Below are 16,575 nucleotides of genomic sequence, written 5' to 3'. Positions count from 1 at the left end.
GCTAAATCAGCACGAAGTCGCCCAAGCTGAGCGATGCGGGCGCGATCATGGTGCCCAGATCCGCCATGTCGGTGATGCGGCCGTCGATCGTGCCGCTGGCGTCCCCGGTATAGAAGATATGGGTATGGCCGTCGCTTGTCCGGGCAGCGATGAAAAGGCCTTCGCCGACATCCGCGCCGGTCGTCGTGGCGGTCAGTTGGACGCGCAGGTCGGCGGGGTCCGTGACGATGCCGGCAAACAGGAACAGGTCTGCGTCATTGATGTCGGTCAGGCCGGAACCGCTTTGCTGGACCAGCCGGTCGAAGGCGGCGCCGTTGATGTCGAACCCGTCGAGCGCGAATTGCAGCTTGTCCTGTCCCGGCGTGAAGTCCGTAATCATATCCGTGCCGCTATCGCGAACAGACCATGCGAAAATGTCGGCGCCACTGCCACCAGTCAGGATATCGTTGCCTGCGCCGCCCGACAAATGGTCGTCACCGCCGCCGCCGTCCACGTCGATACTGTTGCCGGCCGACAGGCTGCCGGCGTCGATCACGTCATTGCCCCAGTCCGCGACGATCTGAAGATGGCGACCATAGGCGCTCGCTACCAGCGCGTCTGTAATTTCGACCTGATAATCGGGTTCCTCGATGAATATTTCCCAAGGATCATACCAGTCGCCAAAATAATAATAGCTGTAGGCGTGCAACTCCATCCGTTCGATGCCCGAAACACCTGAGAGCATGGCGGCGTCGTAATGGGTGCCGTAGTTGAGCAGTAAAGTGTCTACCAATGGACCGTCGCCACCCACGACGATGTTGCCGCTGATGAAGGACCGGGGTTCATAGGTTTCGCCATCCTCCACAAAATTGAACCGATCCGCGCCAGCGCCGCCGATAAGATGGACAGGGCCATAATAGCTGTCCACGCTGATGCTGTGATTGGCGGTCAGGGACGAGGCGTCGACCCGTCCGCCATAGAGGAATTCAAGAAGGATATGACCATCGTCCGTCGCCCCCATGAAGGCGTTGCTGATGCTAACGCTGCTGTTTCCACGCAGAAATTCAAGCGATTCGACGCTGCTCACGCCGGCCAAGTCGGCATTTGCAAGGTCCACGCTTTGCAGGAAGGTGATAACGTCATCACCGCCCCCGCCATCGACCCGGTCCTGTCCGTCCAGCGTGTCAGCTTCGAACAGGAACTGATCGCTGCCTCCGCCGCCGAGCAATATATCGTTGCCGCCGCCGATATGGGCGATCACCCGGCCGGAATTGACGCTGATGCTGTCATTGCCATCACCGTCGAAGATGGTGATGGCGTCGTAGGCATTCGCCGCCATGCGTGACGTCAGTTCGACCACATTGTCGCCGTTCGCAAGCCGTATATATTGTACCTTATTGGCTTCATTCCACTGTGCGTCGGTCAGATGACCGGCAGTGGTGAATTCCAACGTGTTGATTTCCCAATTGCTGGGGCCACCATAGACCAGGTCGGCGGCATTGAAATCTTCCATCCGAAACAGGAAGCTGTCGTCATAGTCGCTGCCGATCAGCCGGTCGTCGCCCGACCCTGCCTGCACACGAATGGCTCTGCCGAACGCCGATGCGTCCAGGCTGTCATCGCCGTCATTCAGGGTTAGCCGGAACTGGCCGTACCAGTCATCGTCCATGATCTGGCGGCCGGCCAGGGTGATGCTGTTCGTTCCGGCGGCAAAGGCGATTTCCTCGATTGAGCTGATCGATGACCAGTTCGTCAGGCTGATCGTGCCAGCGGTGGTGAAGACCAGTCGGTCATATCCGCCACGGCCCGAGACGCTGTCATATTGGTTGAAACCGGAGGCGGCGAAGCGGAAGATATCGTCGCCCGCGCCGCCGACCAGCGTGTCATTGCCCAGGCCGGCATGGATATCGATGCGGTTCGCGGCGGAGAGGAACCAGCCGTTGACGACATCGTCGCCATTATTGCCGATGACGGTGACGCTGCGGTCGTGCGCCGTGCCGACCAGCGGGTCGGTCAGGTACAGACGATTGGTGCCATTGGCCAGTTCGATCCGCTCGATACCGGTGACGCCGGCAAGGAATTCGCTGTAAATCTGACCGGCGGTGGTGAAGACTAGCCGGTCATATCCGCCACGGCCCGAGACGCTGTCATTCTGGTTGAGCTGTGACGCGGCGAAGCGGAAGATATCGTCGCCCGCGCCGCCGACCAGCGTGTCATTGCCAAGGCCGGCATGGATATCGATGCGGTTCGCGGCGGAGAGGAACCAGCCGTTGACGACATCGTCGCCATTATTGCCGATGACGGTGACGCTGCGGTCGTGCGCCGTGCCGACCAGCGTGTCGGTCAGGTACAGGCGGTTGGTGCCATTGGCGAGTTCGATCTGTTCGATGCCGGTGACGCCGGCAAGGAACTGGCCGTAGATCTGGCCCGCCGTGGTGAAGACCAGCCGGTCATATCCGCCACGGCCCGAGACGCTGTCATTCTGGTTGAGCTGCGACGCGGCGAAGCGGAAGATATCGTCGCCTGCGCCGCCCAGCAGGCTGTCATTGCCACTGCCGGATGCGATGTCGATATGATCGGAGGCGGAGAAGGCGAAGGCGCCGATATTGTCATCGCCGCTGCCGCCGATGATCTTGACGGTGCGGCCTTCGGCCGTACCGCCCATCTGCTCGGTAAGGGTGAGACGATTGGTGCCATTGGCGAGTTCGATCTGTTCTATGCCGGTGACGCCGGCAAGGAACTGGCCATAGATCTGCCCGGCAGTGGTGAAGACCAGCCGGTCGAAGCCGCTACGGCCCGAGACGCTGTCATATTGGTTGAGACCGGAAGCGGCGAAGCGGAAGATATCGTCCCCGGCGCCGCCGACCAGCGTGTCATTGCCAAGGCCGGCATGGATATCGACGCGGTTCGCGGCGGAGAGGAACCAGCCGTTGACGACATCGTCGCCATTATTGCCGATGACGGTGACGCTGCGGTCGTGCGCCGTGCCGACCAGCGGGTCGGTCAGGTACAGACGATTGGTGCCATTGGCCAGTTCGATCCGCTCGATACCGGTGACGCCGGTCAGCAGCTGCGCGTAAATCTGGCCGGCATCGGAAAAGACCAGCCGATCCTGTGCCGGGCCATTGCCGCCGACGATCCTGTCACGTGCATTGAGATGTCCGACATGAAACAGAAATATATCGGCTGCGGCGTCTGTCCCGACGAAATTGTCATCGACATTCGGGCTGGACGTGAATGTTGCCATGACGGATCGCTCTCCAATCGAGGATGAAGAGAGCATGGCCTATTGGGAATGAACTTTCCAGTGTGGAGTCGTTTTTAAGATTCGTCTTTGCGATGGCGATATTTACTTGCCGACGAATAAGAATCCTACGGCGCCCATGATGCAGGCGAAGGCGGCGAGGTGACGCCAGTGCAGCGGTTCGCCCAGCACCGTAACCATGAAGCCGCCGAAGATGATGAGCGCGATCGCTTCCTGCGCGACCTTGAGCTGGCCCGCATTCCAGCCATGGGCGTAGCCGATGCGGTTGGCGGGCACGGCCAGACAATATTCGATCAGCGCGATGCCCCAGCTGATGAGGATGACGAGCAGGATCGGCTTGTCCATGCCGCCCTTCAGGTGCCAGTACCAGGCAATCGTCATGAAGATGTTGGACAGGATCAGAAGGATGATGGTCGGCATCGGGCGCCTCAGGCGGGAGAGGGGGCTGCTTTGCCATTTTACCGGCCGAGCGTCCATGGCGGGCGCGACCCCGTGCGAATAGCGAGCGGATAGAGAAAAGGCCCGGTGTATGTCACCGGGCCTCTTTCCTGTCAGATTATCATAGTGTCGACGTTCAGCGATAGCGCGTACCGCTATAGCTTGTGCTGCTGGCGTAGCCTTCGCCGGTCCAGCTGCCGCGATCGCCACGATCCTTGTCCCGATCGCCGAACAGGGCATTCTGCTCCCGTTCGATGCGCCAGGCGTCTTGCGCCTGCTCGGCGGTCTTTTCCAGTGTCACCTTCGTCGCGTCGACTGACTTGATCCAGTTCGACGGGATCGAATGGTGGACGCCGCCGGCATCGCTGTCGCTTTTCGTCAGGATGATGCGGTCGCCGCGTAGCTTGTCGACAGTGCCGACATGCTCGCCGTCGCTGCCGACCACTTCCTGATGTTCCTGCACCTGCCCGATCGCCTGACGCTGTTCGCCGCGACGGGTGCGCCAGGTGCCGAACTCGCTGTTGAAGCGATCGCGATTTTCGCGCTGATATTCCGCATAGTCGCGGTCAAGCTCGTCGATCCGCTGCTGGCGCCAGCTGTGATAATTGCTGTCATGATGGGCGCCATAGTCCTGTTGTGGGCCGAAGGCGCGGACGCGATGATCCTCGCTGGCATAGCCGCTACGCTCACCGGTATAAGGGGTATAGCCGCGATTGGGGAGGTAATCGCTGCGTGCGGCGCTGGCATAGCCAAGGCGGCTCGACTGGTCGCGCGGGTCGCCATAGGGGCGGTTATAATATTCGTCATATTCGCGGCGGCGTTCCGCCTCCTCATCGCCGAACCAGCTGCGAATCTCGTCACCGGCGCGATCGAAGAAACCGCGATCCTCATAATCATAGTCGGCCGGGGGACGGCGCAGGTCGGGGCCGCCGAACTGGCCGCGCGTGCCATAGCGATAGCCCTGGTCGCCGCGCCCATAATCGCGCTGGGCGCGATAGCGATCGCCACGGTCCCAATTGCCATAACGGTCATCGCCGCCATAGCGGCGTCCGCCTTGATAACCCATCGTCCTTCTCCTTCTTTGGGTGACGCCTTGCATGGCGTCGACGGGGCATCAATGACCGGACGGGGCCATCGTTCCGGGCGTTACGCAGGGGTAACATCCCGCCGAACGGGCGCTCTGTCGTGTCCGGAATCCCGCGCTTTTCCACGGACTTGATCCAGATCAGCCGATGGCGGCGATTTTTGCGCAAAATGCTGTTGCATGGGTCAAAACCCTATCCTATAGGCAGCGCTCCTTCGGGGGCCTTAGCTCAGCTGGGAGAGCGCGTCGTTCGCAATGACGAGGTCAGCGGTTCGATCCCGCTAGGCTCCACCAACCCCTCACACGGGGTTGTCTCGAAGGACTTTACCGCCAGCGCCCGAAGCGCCTAGAGCGGTATTCATGACAGATGAAAATGATGCGGGCCGTCCGGCCGCCACCGTGGTGATCGTGCGGGACCGGCCGGGTCGACCGCCCGAGTTGCTGATGGTGGAGCGGGCATCGAGCATGGCCTTTGCCGCCGGTGCGCTGGTCTTTCCCGGCGGCGCGGTGGATGAGGCGGATCATGCGCTGGCGGCGCGGATCAATCATGGGCTGGCGCCCGATGAGGCGGCGGCGCGGATCGCCGCCATTCGCGAGACGATCGAGGAAGCGGGGCTGGGGATCGGTCTGGTCGGCGCGGTGGATGCGGCGGCGGTCCTGCGGCTGCGCGACGGTCTGCATGACGGGCGCACGCTGGGCGAGATGCTGGGGCGACTGGGGCTGGGCGTTGCATTGGATGCGCTGACGCCCTTTGCGCGCTGGCATCCCGCGCCATTCGAGCAGGCGCGGCGAGTGTTCGACACGCGCTTCTATATCGCCCGCGCGCCCCAGGGGCAGGTGGCCAGCGTCGACACGACCGAAAATGTACGCCTGTGCTGGAGCAGCGCGGCCGATACGCTGGCGAAGGCGGCGGCGGGCGAGGCGCAACTGGTCTTCCCGACGCGGCGCAATCTGGAAAGGCTGGCGCGCCATGGCGACCATGCCGCGCTGGTTGCCGACGCGCAGGCCTATCCGGTCGAGAAGGTGCGGCCATGGCGGGAGGAGCGGGATGGCGAACTGCATCTCTGCATCCCCGATCATCTGGGGTATCCGGTTACGGCGGAACCCATGCGTCAGGTCCGGCGTGCGTGATCTGTGCGACGATTGCATCTGATCCTGCGCCGCCTGCTCTGGCTGGCGGCTTTTGCCTGCCTTGCGCTGGTGGCTTATAGCGCGATGCGGCAGTGGCCGCAGGATCTGCCCTGGACGGCGGTGGACCTGGACCAGCCGGTTGGGCTTTTCACCGGACGCAAGCTGGCGGCCTTGACCGGCGATGCGGCGGGGTGTCGGGCGCTGCTCGATCGGGCGGGGGTGGATTATGTTGCGATGGCGCCGGGCGGGGCGGACCAGTGCCGTTATGCCGATGCGGTGCGGCTGCGGGCTGATAGCGAGGCGATTGGGTGGGTGCCGGCGGCGGTGGCGCCATCCTGCCCGGTGGTGGCTGCGCTGAAGCTATGGGAATGGCAGGTGGTGCAGCCGGCCGCGCAGCGCATCTATGGTCAGCCGGTGCGATCGATCCGCCATTTCGGCAGTTACAGTTGCCGTCGGATGTACGGGCGCAGTCGGGGCGATTTCAGTGAGCATGCGACCGCCGATGCGATCGACGTAGCCGCCTTCGTGCTGAAGGATGGGCGGCAGGTGCGCGTGCTTAAGGACTGGAACGGGACCGGGAAGGACGCGGCCTTTCTGCGCGCGGTGCGAGACGGGGCGTGCGGGCTGTTTTCGACAGTCTTGTCACCGGATTATAATGCCGCGCATCGCGACCATTTCCATCTGGATCAGGCGGAGCGCGGCGCGATGGGGTGGCGGGCGTGTCGGTGAACGCGACAGATCAGGGGGCGATCTTTTGCACAAGATCGGCTTCGATCAGTGCTTGCAGGAAAGCCTGTGGGGAAACGGCCCCTTCGCTGGCTGTGAAGCGGATACTGCCGCATCGCTTGTCCGCTTGCGGCAAGGTTTCCGCTATCCAACCCTTTGACTGTCCGATGTTAGTCGCAACGGCTAGCTGAGCAGGCGCGCCGTCAAAGCGGATGGATTGCTCATCCTTGTCTTCGATGGAGGCGAGTGCCTGCTTGAAATGCCGCCGTCTGATCGTGTCGCGTAATTTCAGGGTGATGGCCAAAAGCAGCACGCAGAGCAGGAATATCAGCAGGAAACCATCAGCACCGAAGAAATGCGCGCCGATCCCGCCAAACACGATCCACAGCGCGACACTGGCTACCGTTCCACCGGTCTTGCCCATCTGCCTCTGTCCCCGGGCTTGATGTGGGTTACTGCCCGAACTGCGCTTCCCGTGCCAGGCTTACCGCTTCGCGCGCGGCTGCTAACAAGGCGCCGCTCTTGGCTTCACATTCGCGCTGTTCATATTCGGCGGTCGAATCTGCGACGATGCCGGCGCCCGCCTGCACATGCATGACGCCGTCCTTCAGCACGGCGGTGCGCAGCACGATGCAACTGTCCATATTGCCGTCCGGCCCGAAATAGCCGACGCCGCCAGCATAGGCGCCGCGCGTTTCGGGTTCCAGTTCGGCGATGATCTCGCAGGCGCGGACCTTGGGCGCGCCGGACACTGTGCCGGCCGGGAAGCCGGCGAACAGCGCGTCGATCGCATCCTTGTCATCGCGCAGGCGGCCGACGACGTTCGACACGATGTGCATGACATGGCTGTAAAATTCGACGCTGTAGCTTTCCGTCACCGTGACCGATCCGGCAGAGGCGACGCGGCCGACATCGTTGCGGCCGAGATCCAGCAGCATCAGATGCTCCGCCCGTTCCTTGGGATCGGCGAGCAGGCTTTCGCGATTGGCGGCGTCCTCCACGGCATTCTTGCCGCGTGGGCGGGTGCCGGCGATCGGCCGGATCGTGACCTCGCCATTGCGGGCGCGCACGAGAATTTCCGGCGACGAACCGATCAGCGCGAAGCCGGGCAGGTCGAGATAATAGAGGAAGGGTGACGGATTGATCCGCCGCAGCGCGCGATAGAGGGCGATAGGCGGCAGAGTGAAGGGGCTGGTGAAACGCTGGGCGATCACCACCTGGAAGATATCGCCGGCGACAATATAATCCTTCGCCTTGTCCACCATCTGCGCATAGCGGCCCGGTTCCAGCACCGGCGTGACATCGACATCGGCAATGTCGGCCGGTGCGGGGATGGCGGGCAGGGGGGCGGCGAGGCGGGCGGCGGTGGCGTCGATCCGCTCCAGCGCGGCCTCTATCGCCTTATCGGCGCCATTTCCTTCTGGGGTGAAGCTGCCCTTCCAGACCGGGGCGACCAGATAGAGGGCGTCGGCCAGCCGATCGAAGACCAGGATCACGGTCGGGCGCACGAACAGCATGTCGGGCACGCCGATCGGATTGTCGGCCGGGCGAGGGAGTTTCTCCACCAGTCCGACCGTTTCATAACCGAAATAACCGACCAGGCAGGCGAGCGCGGCGGGTAGGGCCGGGTCCATATGGGCGCGGCATTCGGCAACCAGATCACGCAATGCGTCGAGCGAACCCTTGTCCTGCGGCACGAAGGCATTGCGATCGCTGGCCCATTGGCGGTTGATTTCCGCCTGCTGGCCATTGGCGCGGAAGACGAGGTCGGGGGCAAGGCCGATCAGGCTGTGGCGGCCGCGCACGGCGCCGCCCTCGACCGATTCCAGCAGATAGTCGCCGCGATCCGGCTCGAACAATTTGAGCGCGGCGGAAATCGGCGTGTCGGTGTCGGCAATCTGCCTTTTCCACACCAGAGCCGATTCGCCCCGTGCCAGCGCGGCGCGTGCCGTGGCGATGCCGTCCTTGTCTCCCCCCATGGCTGCCACCTTACTGCTCGCCGCTATTGTTGGCGGCCAGCGCGCTGCGCACCTGCGCCACGGCGTTGGGGTTGCGGGTGACCTTCAGTTCCTTTTCGACAGCGCGTTCGAACTGCTGGCCATATTCCTGGCCGACCACTTCGGACAGTTGGGTGCGGACCTGATTCAGCAGCTCCGGCTGGCCCTTGGCATCGCCGCGCTCGATCTTGTTGAGCTGCACGACGAAATAGCCGCGATCCTGACCGATCGGCAGGGTCTTCACGGTGTTGGCGGCCATCGAGAAGAGGATGGCGACCTCTGCCGGGGGACGTTGCTCGCCGCGCATGATGTCGGCGCGGCGGCCGCCCAGCATCTGCGGCGCGGGCAGCTTGACGCCGGCCTGCGCGATGGCGTCGGCCAGTTTCGCGCCCTTGGCGACCTTCGCCTGAATCTGCTCGGCCAGCGCCTTTGCCTTCTGGCTGCCTTCGTTCAGCTTATACTGAGCGACGACCAGCTGCTTGACCTCGGCCAGCGGCGGCGGAGCGGCGGCGACGATCTCGCCCGGCGCGGCGAGTGCATAGCGCTTGTCGGCGGCGATCGGGATCAGTTGCGCGTCATCGTCGGCAGTCATCGAGAAGACCGGGGCGAGCAGCGGCTGAAGGTCCGGGCCGGCGGTGAAGGCCGAATCCTTGACCTGCTTGCCGGTGGCCAGCACCAGTGGACTGGTTTCCAGCTTCAGGCCATTATCCTTGACCACCTCATCGAAGGTGCCGCCGTCGGCGATCGCATCCTCGATCTTGCCGGTGAAGTCGGTCAGAAGCTGCTTTTCCTTTTGCACGCGCAGGGCAGCGACGATTTCCTCACGCACGGCGGTGATCGGACGGGCCGGGGTTTCCTTGACGGCGGTGACGCGCACCAGCAGCCAGCCGAGCGAACCGCGGACCGGGCCAATGAGGTCGCCCTGCTTGCCGGCGAAGACGGCGTCGGCGACGGACTTGCCGGCCGACGTGGTCAGCGCCTCGCGGCTCTGGTCGGAGACGGTGGAGGCGGCGAGGCCGGCGCCTTTGGCGGCGTCGGCAAGGCTCTTGCCGGCCTTCACCTGATCGGCGATCGCCTTGGCACCGGCCTGCGTCGGCAGCACCAGCTGTTCGATGCTGCGGCTCTGCTTGGCCGCGTAGAGGGCCTTGTTCTGGTTATAATAGGCGCTGATGTCCGCGTCGGTCGGCTGGGCCGCCTGCGCAAAGCGTTCCGCGTCGATCACCGCGTAGCGGATGCGGCGCTGTTCGGGGATCGTGTAGCGGCTGGCATTCTTCTTGTAGAAATCGGCCAGTTGCGCGTCGGTCGGGTTCTTTTCGTCCAGGAAGGCGACGGCCGGGATGGCCGCAACCGTGCCCTGACGCGCTTCCAGCAGCAGCGAGGCATAGGGCAGGACGAGGCTGTCGTTGAGCTTCACGCCAAGGCCGACCGGGGCAAGCAACTGGCGCTGGAGAATTTCGCGGCTGATATCGTCGCGCAGCGCCTGTTCGGACAGGCGTTCGCGGGCCAGCAGGGCGCGGAAATTATCGTTGCTGAAATTGCCGGCTGCATCCTGGAAGGCGGGGATCTGCGCGATCTGCGCATCGACAAGCCGTTTGGAGATATGCACGCCCTGATCGTCGGCGAAGGCGCGCAACGTCAGCGAGGCGACCAACTGATCATAAACCTGGGTTGCGCCGCCCTGAGCGAAGAAATCCGCAATCTGCATGCCCGGATTGGACTTGCGCGCATTTTCGAACACGCGCTGGACGCGATCCTGAAATTCGGATTCGGAAAGCTTGTAGCCGCCGGCCTTGGCCGCGGTGCCGCCGCCGCCGATGGACCCGCCGAACTTGCCGCTGGTAATGTCGCCCATGATGAAGGCTGCGGCGATCACCCCCAGGAAAAGGATGGCGAAGATGGCGCCGAACTTGGAGCGGATGAAGCTGCGAAAGACAGAAAGCATGGGGGTTCCGGAACTGCGGCTGTGTGGCGGCCCGCTTTAAGGGCGGATGCGCGCGGCGGCAAGGCTTGGACTGGACAAATGCGCGAGTGCCGTCCATCGCCTTTTCCTGTGCCCGGACGATCCGATGGAGACGCAGCCCCTCAATGGGGCGCGGCGGACCGGTCAGGCGCATCGTGCAGCAATAAATACAGGGGACAAGCGGATGAGCAGGCGCAAGCTGGTTGTCGGCAATTGGAAGATGAACGGGCTGAAGGCCCAGCTTGGCGAAGTGGCGGCCATCGGCGCGCTGGCGACCGAGCATGGCGACGTGGATGTCGGGCTGTGCCTGCCCGCCACGCTGATCGCTGCCGCCGACGCGCAGAAGGGTGCGGCCTTCATCGGCGCGCAGGATTGCCACATGCAGGGCAACGGCGCACACACCGGCTGCCTGTCGGCGGCGATGCTGGCGGAAGCGGGCGCGAGCTGGACCATCGTCGGCCATAGCGAACGGCGGCAGGACCAGGGCGAAAGCGACGCCGATGTCGCTGCCAAGGCGCTGGCGGCGAAGGCGGCGGGCCTGAAGGTGATAGTGTGCGTGGGCGAGAGCCTGGACGTGCGCGACGCGGGCGATGCCGAGGCTGTCGTGTCGGCGCAGTTGCTGGCTTCGCTGCCCGAGGGCGCGGCGGCCGACTGGCTCAGCATTGCCTATGAACCGATCTGGGCGATCGGCACCGGCCGTATCCCGACGATGGAGGCGGTGGCCGCCATGCATGGGGCTTTGCGCGCAGCGCTTGGCAGCCGGATCGGGGCCGAGGCCGAAAAGATGCGCATTCTCTATGGCGGGTCGATGAATGGCGACAATGCGGCCGACCTGATGGCCATCGTTGACGTCGACGGCGGACTGGTGGGCGGGGCAAGCCTGACCGCGGCGAAGTTCGCGCCGATCATCGAGGCGGCCGACGGCAGGCTGGCGGCGGCGGCCTAAAATAGAAAAGCCCCTCCCTCCCAGGGAGGGGTTGGGGTGGGTGCGATTGCGAAAGCAATCGCTTACAAGTTCGCCTCTGTTTCAGCGCTCGCTGCGCTCGCGACCCACCCCCAACCCCTCCCTGAGAGGGAGGGGAGCAAAGGCGCGGTTGCCCCCGCGCGCCATCGTCGCTATGTGCGCGCCAACGCACCCATTTGACCGGACACTTTGTCGCCATGTTCACCTTCCTTCTCGTCGTACAGGCGATCGTCGCCGCCCTGCTGGTCACCGTCATCCTGATGCAGAAGTCGGAAGGCGGCGGTCTGGGCGTGGGCGGCAGCCCGGCGGGCCTGATGTCGGCGCGCGGCGCGGCGGATTTCCTGACCCGCTCGACCACGGTGCTGGCCAGCATCTTCGTGCTGCTGTCTGTCGTGATGGCAGTGATCGCCGCGGTGCGTCATGCGCCAAGCGACATCGACACCTCGCTGGTGAAGCAGGCTCCGGCCACGCAGGGTGCCCCGGCGGCGCCGAATGCCGACCCGTTGGCTGGCGCTGCCAGCAATGCGGCTTCCGCAACGCCACCGGCTTCGGCCGCCAATGGCGCGGTTCCGCTCGCCAACTAAACTTTCCGTCGATCTTTCGATCTTTTTTCAAGCGCGCGTGGATTCGCGCGCTTGCCCTTTGTTGTTCCGAAAGGCTAAGCCTCTCTTCCCATGACGCGGTATATTTTCATCACCGGCGGCGTGGTCTCCTCGCTTGGCAAGGGCCTTATGGCCGCATCGCTCGCAGCGCTGCTGCAGGCGCGAGGTTTCCGTGTGCGAATCCGGAAGTTCGACCCCTATCTCAACGTCGATCCGGGCACGATGTCGCCCTATCAGCATGGCGAAGTCTATGTGACCGACGACGGGGCGGAAACCGATCTCGACCTTGGCCATTATGAGCGCTTCACCGGCGTTTCTGCCCGCCAGTCGGACAATGTGACACAGGGCCGCGTCTATCAGACGATTATTCAGCGCGAACGGCGCGGCGATTATCTGGGCGCGACGGTGCAGGTCATCCCGCATGTCACCGACGAGATCAAGGCATTCGCCACCGCCGATACCGAAGACCTCGACTTCGTACTCTGCGAAATCGGTGGCACGGTGGGCGACATCGAATCGCTGCCCTTCATGGAAGCGATTCGCCAGCTGCATAATGATCTGGATCGCGGCCAGTCGATCTTCGTCCATGTGACGCTGGTGCCCTACATTGCGGCGGCTGGCGAACTGAAGACCAAGCCGACCCAGCGCAGCGTGCGCGACCTGACGTCGCTCGGTATCCAGCCCGACATCCTGCTGTGCCGTTGCGAGCATCCGTTGCCGGACAGCGAGCGCAAGAAGATCGCGCTGTTCTGCAACGTGCGGCCCGAAGCGGTCATTCCCGCGCTCGACGCCAGCAGCATCTATGCCGTGCCGCATCAGTACCATGCCGAAGGGCTGGACGCCGAAGTGCTGCGCGCATTCGGCATCAACGATGCACCCGCGCCCAGGATGGACCGCTGGGACGACATCATGGATCGTCGCCAGAACCCGGAAGGCGAAGTCACGATCGGCGTGGTCGGCAAATATGTCGGCCTGCTCGACGCCTACAAGTCGCTCTATGAGGCGCTGAACCATGGTGGCCTGGCCAACCGGGTGAAGGTCAACGTCAAGTGGATCGACGCGGAACTGTTCGAGAAGGGTGACGACATCGTCGCCAGCCTGGAACCGATGCATGGCATCCTGGTCCCCGGCGGCTTTGGCGTGCGCGGGTCGGAAGGCAAGATCGAATCGGTCAAGTTCGCGCGCGAACGCAATGTGCCCTTCTTCGGCATCTGCCTTGGCATGCAGATGGCCTGTATCGAAGGCGCGCGGAACACGGCGGGCATCGTTGATGCCTCCACCACGGAATTTGGCGAAACGTCGGAACCGGTCGTCGGTCTCATCACCGAATGGATGAGCAAGGAAGGCCTGCAACAGCGGACCGCCGACACCGATCTGGGCGGCACCATGCGTCTGGGCGCTTACCCGGCCAAGCTGACCGGCAACAGCGTGGTCGCCGGCATCTATGGCAGCAACGACATCAGCGAACGGCATCGCCATCGCTATGAAGTGAATGCCAGCTATCGCGAGCCGCTGGAAAAGGGCGGGCTGATCTTCTCGGGCATGTCGCCGGACGGCACGCTGCCCGAAATCGTCGAGCGGCCCGATCATCCCTGGTTCGTGGGCGTGCAGTTCCACCCGGAACTGAAATCCAAGCCGTTCGATCCGCATCCGCTCTTCGCCAGCTTCATCGCGGCGGCGGTGAAGCAGAGCCGGCTGGTATAAAAGGAAACGGGGCCTGCGAGGCCCCGTTTTCGTTTCAGTGCACGGTCGGATCGAGCATCGGCTTGCCCGGTTCGAAGCGCGGTGCATCATGAGCGGGCGGTCCGTCCGGCATGACGGGTGCGTCCATGGTGGCAGGCGCGCCGCCCATCCGTTCGTTTATCTGGAAGGGTGCGGCGTCCTTCGACCGTTGCGCCGGATCGCAACCGGCTGCGCGCAGCTTGGTGTCCATCGCGCCCAGACGCATGATGTCGCGCGAGGTCGATCCGATGGCGGCGCCCAGCGAAGAGCGGTCGTCCGATCCGGGGGCAGGGCCGCCGCTCAGCAGTTGCTCGGCCAGTTCGTCGCAATGCGGCCCCCAGGCCATCGTCAGCTTGTTGACCTGTGTTTCCAGCGCCGCGGCGAACAGGCCGAGCGTGATCTTTTCCGAGCGGAAGGCGGGGGAGGTGATGTCGTCGGGCGCGTCGCCCCGTTCGACCGAGGCGGTGATGCGGGTCGCGGCGCCATCCTTGATCGGTTCCAGCGTGGCAATCATGCGGGTGGCGACCTTGTCGCCCGCCATGACCAGCCAGGTCATCTTGCCCGGTTCGCGCTCCAGCTTGAAGTCGGGCAGCACGCCGCCCGACCGCGACGGGTCGGTGCCCGGCGATCCCGGTTCCTTGCGGACGTCCAGCCCTTCCAGACTGGCCATGACCTCCTGCACCGGCCGCTCGACATCGCGCGAATAGCCGGAATTGAAAAAGCCGCCAAAATAGAAAATGGCCGCCGCCAGCAGGCCGACCGGTATCAAGAATCGCAGCATGGAATAGTCCCCCCTGTTGCCGCTTGCGATAGGCAACAGGGGTTAAGGGACTTTGAAGGGCGCGCCCTGCGTCAGCCGGCAGGCGTCAGTTTCAGCATCCGGCCCTGCGATCCGTCCCCGCCATCCTCCAGCAGCCAGAGTGCGCCGTCCGGGCCTTGCTCGACTTCACGGATGCGGGCGCCCATGTCCCACTGGTCGGCCTTTTCCGCCTTTTCGCCGTCCAGCTTCACGCGGATGAGGCTCTGGCTGGACAGGCCGCCGATGAACAGCGAGTTTTTCCACTGCGGGAAGAGGTCGCCCGAATAATGGAGCAGGCCGCCAGGCGAAATGACCGGGTTCCACCAGACTTTGGGTGCTTCGAACCCGTCACCCGGTGCATGGTCGGGAATGTCGCGGCCATCATAATGGCTGCCGTTCGAGACTTTGGGATAGCCATAGTTGAGGCCGGGCTTGATGAGGTTGACCTCGTCGCCGCCCTTCGGCCCCATTTCCTGTTCCCAAAGCCGGCCATCCTTGTCGAAGGCGAGGCCCAGCAGGTTGCGATGGCCATAGGACCAGATGGCGGGGTTGAACCCCTTGGCGGCCAGCGGATTGCCCGCAGCCGGCGTGCCGTCGAGATTGAGGCGCAGCACCTTGCCCAGCGTGGACTTGGGATCTTGCGCCGGATCGAACTTCTGCCGTTCGCCATTGGTGAAGAAGAGATATTTGCCATCGGGCGAGAAGGCGATGCGGCCCGAATAATGGCCATTGCCATCCACATAGGGGCTGGCGCGGAAGATGACGGTCACGCCGTCCAGCTTTGTCGTGCCGTCGCTTGCCTGATGGAAGGCGCCCTTGGCCAGCGCCACGCCCTTAAGGCCGTCGCGTTCCTCGGAAAAGCTGAAATAGACGGCCTCGTCCTTGGCGAAGGTTGGCGAGAGGACGACGTCCATCAGCGCGCCTTGCCCTGCGCTGTCGACTTTCGGGATGCCCGCAACCGGAATCTTGGTGCCGTTCTTCGGATCGAACAGGATCATTTCGCCGGCTTTCTCCGTCACCAGCGCGCGACCGTCGGGCAGGAAGGTCATCGCCCAGGGCGAATCGAAGTCGGCGATGATAGAGGTCTTGAACGGCTTGTCGCCGGCAGTGGCCGAGGTGGTCTGGCTGCTGGCGCCGTCGCCGGAGCAGGCGATCAGCAGGAGGGGCAGGGCGGCGAGCGTCAAATGGCGCATCTATCGTCTCCATGGTGGGGCGGTGGGCGCGGAAGGTGCGCGGAAAATGAACGGGCACGAATAATGTTGCAGATTTTTCGCGGCTCGCCTATATCGGCAATGCTTCCTTACATCGTCAAACATGTCAGGGTCGCGGGCAACCAGCTCGCGGCGCGGGAAGACGCACATATTTGTTCCGGAGACTGCATGGCGGACATCGCCGAACTGACCGCGCTGATCGAACCTGAGGTGAAGGCTTTGGGCTTCGACCTTGTGCGCATCAAGCTTTTCGGGTCGGGCGACGAATATACGCTTCAGATCATGGCGGAAAATCCGAAGACGAAGCAGCTCGTCATCGAGGATTGCGCCACCATCTCGCGCCGCATTTCGGATGTGATGGACGAGCATGACCCGATCGAGGAAGCCTATCGCCTGGAAGTCAGCTCGCCCGGTATAGACCGGCCGCTGACCCGCCTGTCCGACTTCCTCGAATGGGCCGGGCATGAGGCCAAGATCAACGCGACCGAAATCGTCGAGGGTCGCAAGAGTTTCCGTGGCATCCTGAATGGCGTGGAGGGAGAGGATATCCTCTTCACCGACGCCAAGGCCGGCGATGTCGCCATTCCGTTTTCGCTGATCGGCGACGCCAAGCTGGTGCTGACCGACAAGCTGATTTCTGCTAGCATGCCGCTCTCTTCCGATGGGGCGGATGAATTTGAAACCGAAGAATAAGGGT

14 protein-coding genes and 1 tRNA gene are annotated in these 16,575 nt (G+C 63.6%); 7 read left to right on the top strand and 8 right to left on the bottom strand.

Going from position 1 to position 16,575, the window contains the following annotated elements:
* Window position 1: 1 nt before the first annotated feature.
* From ACNHGR_RS08830 to ACNHGR_RS08820, 3 genes are all read right to left on the bottom strand, one after another.
* A complete protein-coding gene (locus ACNHGR_RS08830) occupies window positions 2–3,226 on the bottom strand; it encodes a hypothetical protein (RefSeq protein WP_475285488.1) in 3,225 nt (1,074 codons plus the stop codon).
* A gap of 102 nt (window positions 3,227–3,328) precedes the next feature.
* Entirely contained in the window at window positions 3,329–3,664 is a 336-nt protein-coding gene (locus ACNHGR_RS08825) for a DMT family protein (protein WP_475285486.1), read from the bottom strand.
* Window positions 3,665–3,818: 154 nt separating this feature from the next.
* Complete coding sequence (locus tag ACNHGR_RS08820) at window positions 3,819–4,748, bottom strand: DUF2171 domain-containing protein (RefSeq protein WP_475285484.1); 930 nt, start codon at window positions 4,746–4,748, stop codon at window positions 3,819–3,821.
* A 236-nt stretch (window positions 4,749–4,984) separates the two neighbouring features.
* Between ACNHGR_RS08820 and ACNHGR_RS08815 the strand changes: the two genes are divergently transcribed.
* The 3 genes from ACNHGR_RS08815 to ACNHGR_RS08805 all read left to right on the top strand — a co-directional run bounded on the left by ACNHGR_RS08815 (window position 4,985) and on the right by ACNHGR_RS08805 (window position 6,626).
* Window positions 4,985–5,060: transfer RNA gene (locus ACNHGR_RS08815), tRNA-Ala, on the top strand.
* Window positions 5,061–5,126: 66 nt separating this feature from the next.
* Window positions 5,127–5,897 carry an NUDIX hydrolase gene (locus tag ACNHGR_RS08810; protein ID WP_475285482.1) on the top strand — a complete coding sequence of 257 codons (771 nt, stop codon included), beginning with the start codon at window positions 5,127–5,129 and terminating at the stop codon, window positions 5,895–5,897.
* A 3-nt stretch (window positions 5,898–5,900) separates the two neighbouring features.
* The gene (locus ACNHGR_RS08805; protein ID WP_475285480.1) at window positions 5,901–6,626 is read left to right on the top strand and encodes an extensin-like domain-containing protein; all 726 of its coding nucleotides are present in this window, start codon (window positions 5,901–5,903) and stop codon (window positions 6,624–6,626) included.
* A 10-nt stretch (window positions 6,627–6,636) separates the two neighbouring features.
* Here ACNHGR_RS08805 and ACNHGR_RS08800 read toward each other — a convergent pair whose 3' ends face one another.
* The 3 genes from ACNHGR_RS08800 to ACNHGR_RS08790 are packed head-to-tail and all read right to left on the bottom strand — an operon-like array spanning window position 6,637 to window position 10,562.
* Window positions 6,637–7,047: a hypothetical protein gene (locus ACNHGR_RS08800; RefSeq protein WP_475285478.1), complete on the bottom strand. Its 411-nt coding sequence runs from the start codon at window positions 7,045–7,047 to the stop codon at window positions 6,637–6,639.
* A 28-nt stretch (window positions 7,048–7,075) separates the two neighbouring features.
* Complete coding sequence (gene trpE, locus ACNHGR_RS08795; protein ID WP_475285476.1) at window positions 7,076–8,602, bottom strand: anthranilate synthase component I; 1,527 nt, start codon at window positions 8,600–8,602, stop codon at window positions 7,076–7,078.
* Between the two features lie 10 nt (window positions 8,603–8,612).
* Window positions 8,613–10,562 carry a peptidylprolyl isomerase gene (locus ACNHGR_RS08790; RefSeq protein ID WP_475285474.1) on the bottom strand — a complete coding sequence of 650 codons (1,950 nt, stop codon included), beginning with the start codon at window positions 10,560–10,562 and terminating at the stop codon, window positions 8,613–8,615.
* Window positions 10,563–10,764: 202 nt separating this feature from the next.
* Between ACNHGR_RS08790 and tpiA the strand changes: the two genes are divergently transcribed.
* From tpiA to ACNHGR_RS08775, 3 genes are all read left to right on the top strand, one after another.
* Complete coding sequence (gene tpiA, locus ACNHGR_RS08785; RefSeq protein WP_184266363.1) at window positions 10,765–11,526, top strand: triose-phosphate isomerase; 762 nt, start codon at window positions 10,765–10,767, stop codon at window positions 11,524–11,526.
* 215 nt (window positions 11,527–11,741) lie between these two features.
* Window positions 11,742–12,128: a preprotein translocase subunit SecG gene (gene secG, locus ACNHGR_RS08780; protein ID WP_475288369.1), complete on the top strand. Its 387-nt coding sequence runs from the start codon at window positions 11,742–11,744 to the stop codon at window positions 12,126–12,128.
* A 90-nt stretch (window positions 12,129–12,218) separates the two neighbouring features.
* Entirely contained in the window at window positions 12,219–13,850 is a 1,632-nt protein-coding gene (locus ACNHGR_RS08775; protein WP_475285472.1) for a CTP synthase, read from the top strand.
* A 34-nt stretch (window positions 13,851–13,884) separates the two neighbouring features.
* On the opposite strand, the gene ACNHGR_RS08770 is transcribed toward ACNHGR_RS08775, so the two are convergent.
* Window positions 13,885–14,649, bottom strand: a complete 765-nt coding sequence (locus ACNHGR_RS08770) for a hypothetical protein (protein WP_475285470.1) — start codon at window positions 14,647–14,649, stop codon at window positions 13,885–13,887.
* Window positions 14,650–14,720: 71 nt separating this feature from the next.
* Window positions 14,721–15,860: a PQQ-dependent sugar dehydrogenase gene (locus tag ACNHGR_RS08765; RefSeq protein ID WP_475285468.1), complete on the bottom strand. Its 1,140-nt coding sequence runs from the start codon at window positions 15,858–15,860 to the stop codon at window positions 14,721–14,723.
* Window positions 15,861–16,046: 186 nt separating this feature from the next.
* Between ACNHGR_RS08765 and rimP the strand changes: the two genes are divergently transcribed.
* Window positions 16,047–16,571, top strand: coding sequence for a ribosome maturation protein RimP (gene rimP, locus ACNHGR_RS08760; protein ID WP_184266349.1), 525 nt, complete (start codon window positions 16,047–16,049; stop codon window positions 16,569–16,571).
* Window positions 16,572–16,575 lie beyond the last annotated feature (4 nt).

Source organism: Sphingobium sp. RS1 (assembly GCF_056156825.1).
Note: the sequence above shows the minus strand (reverse complement) of the source record. Positions and strands in the feature narration are given on the sequence as shown.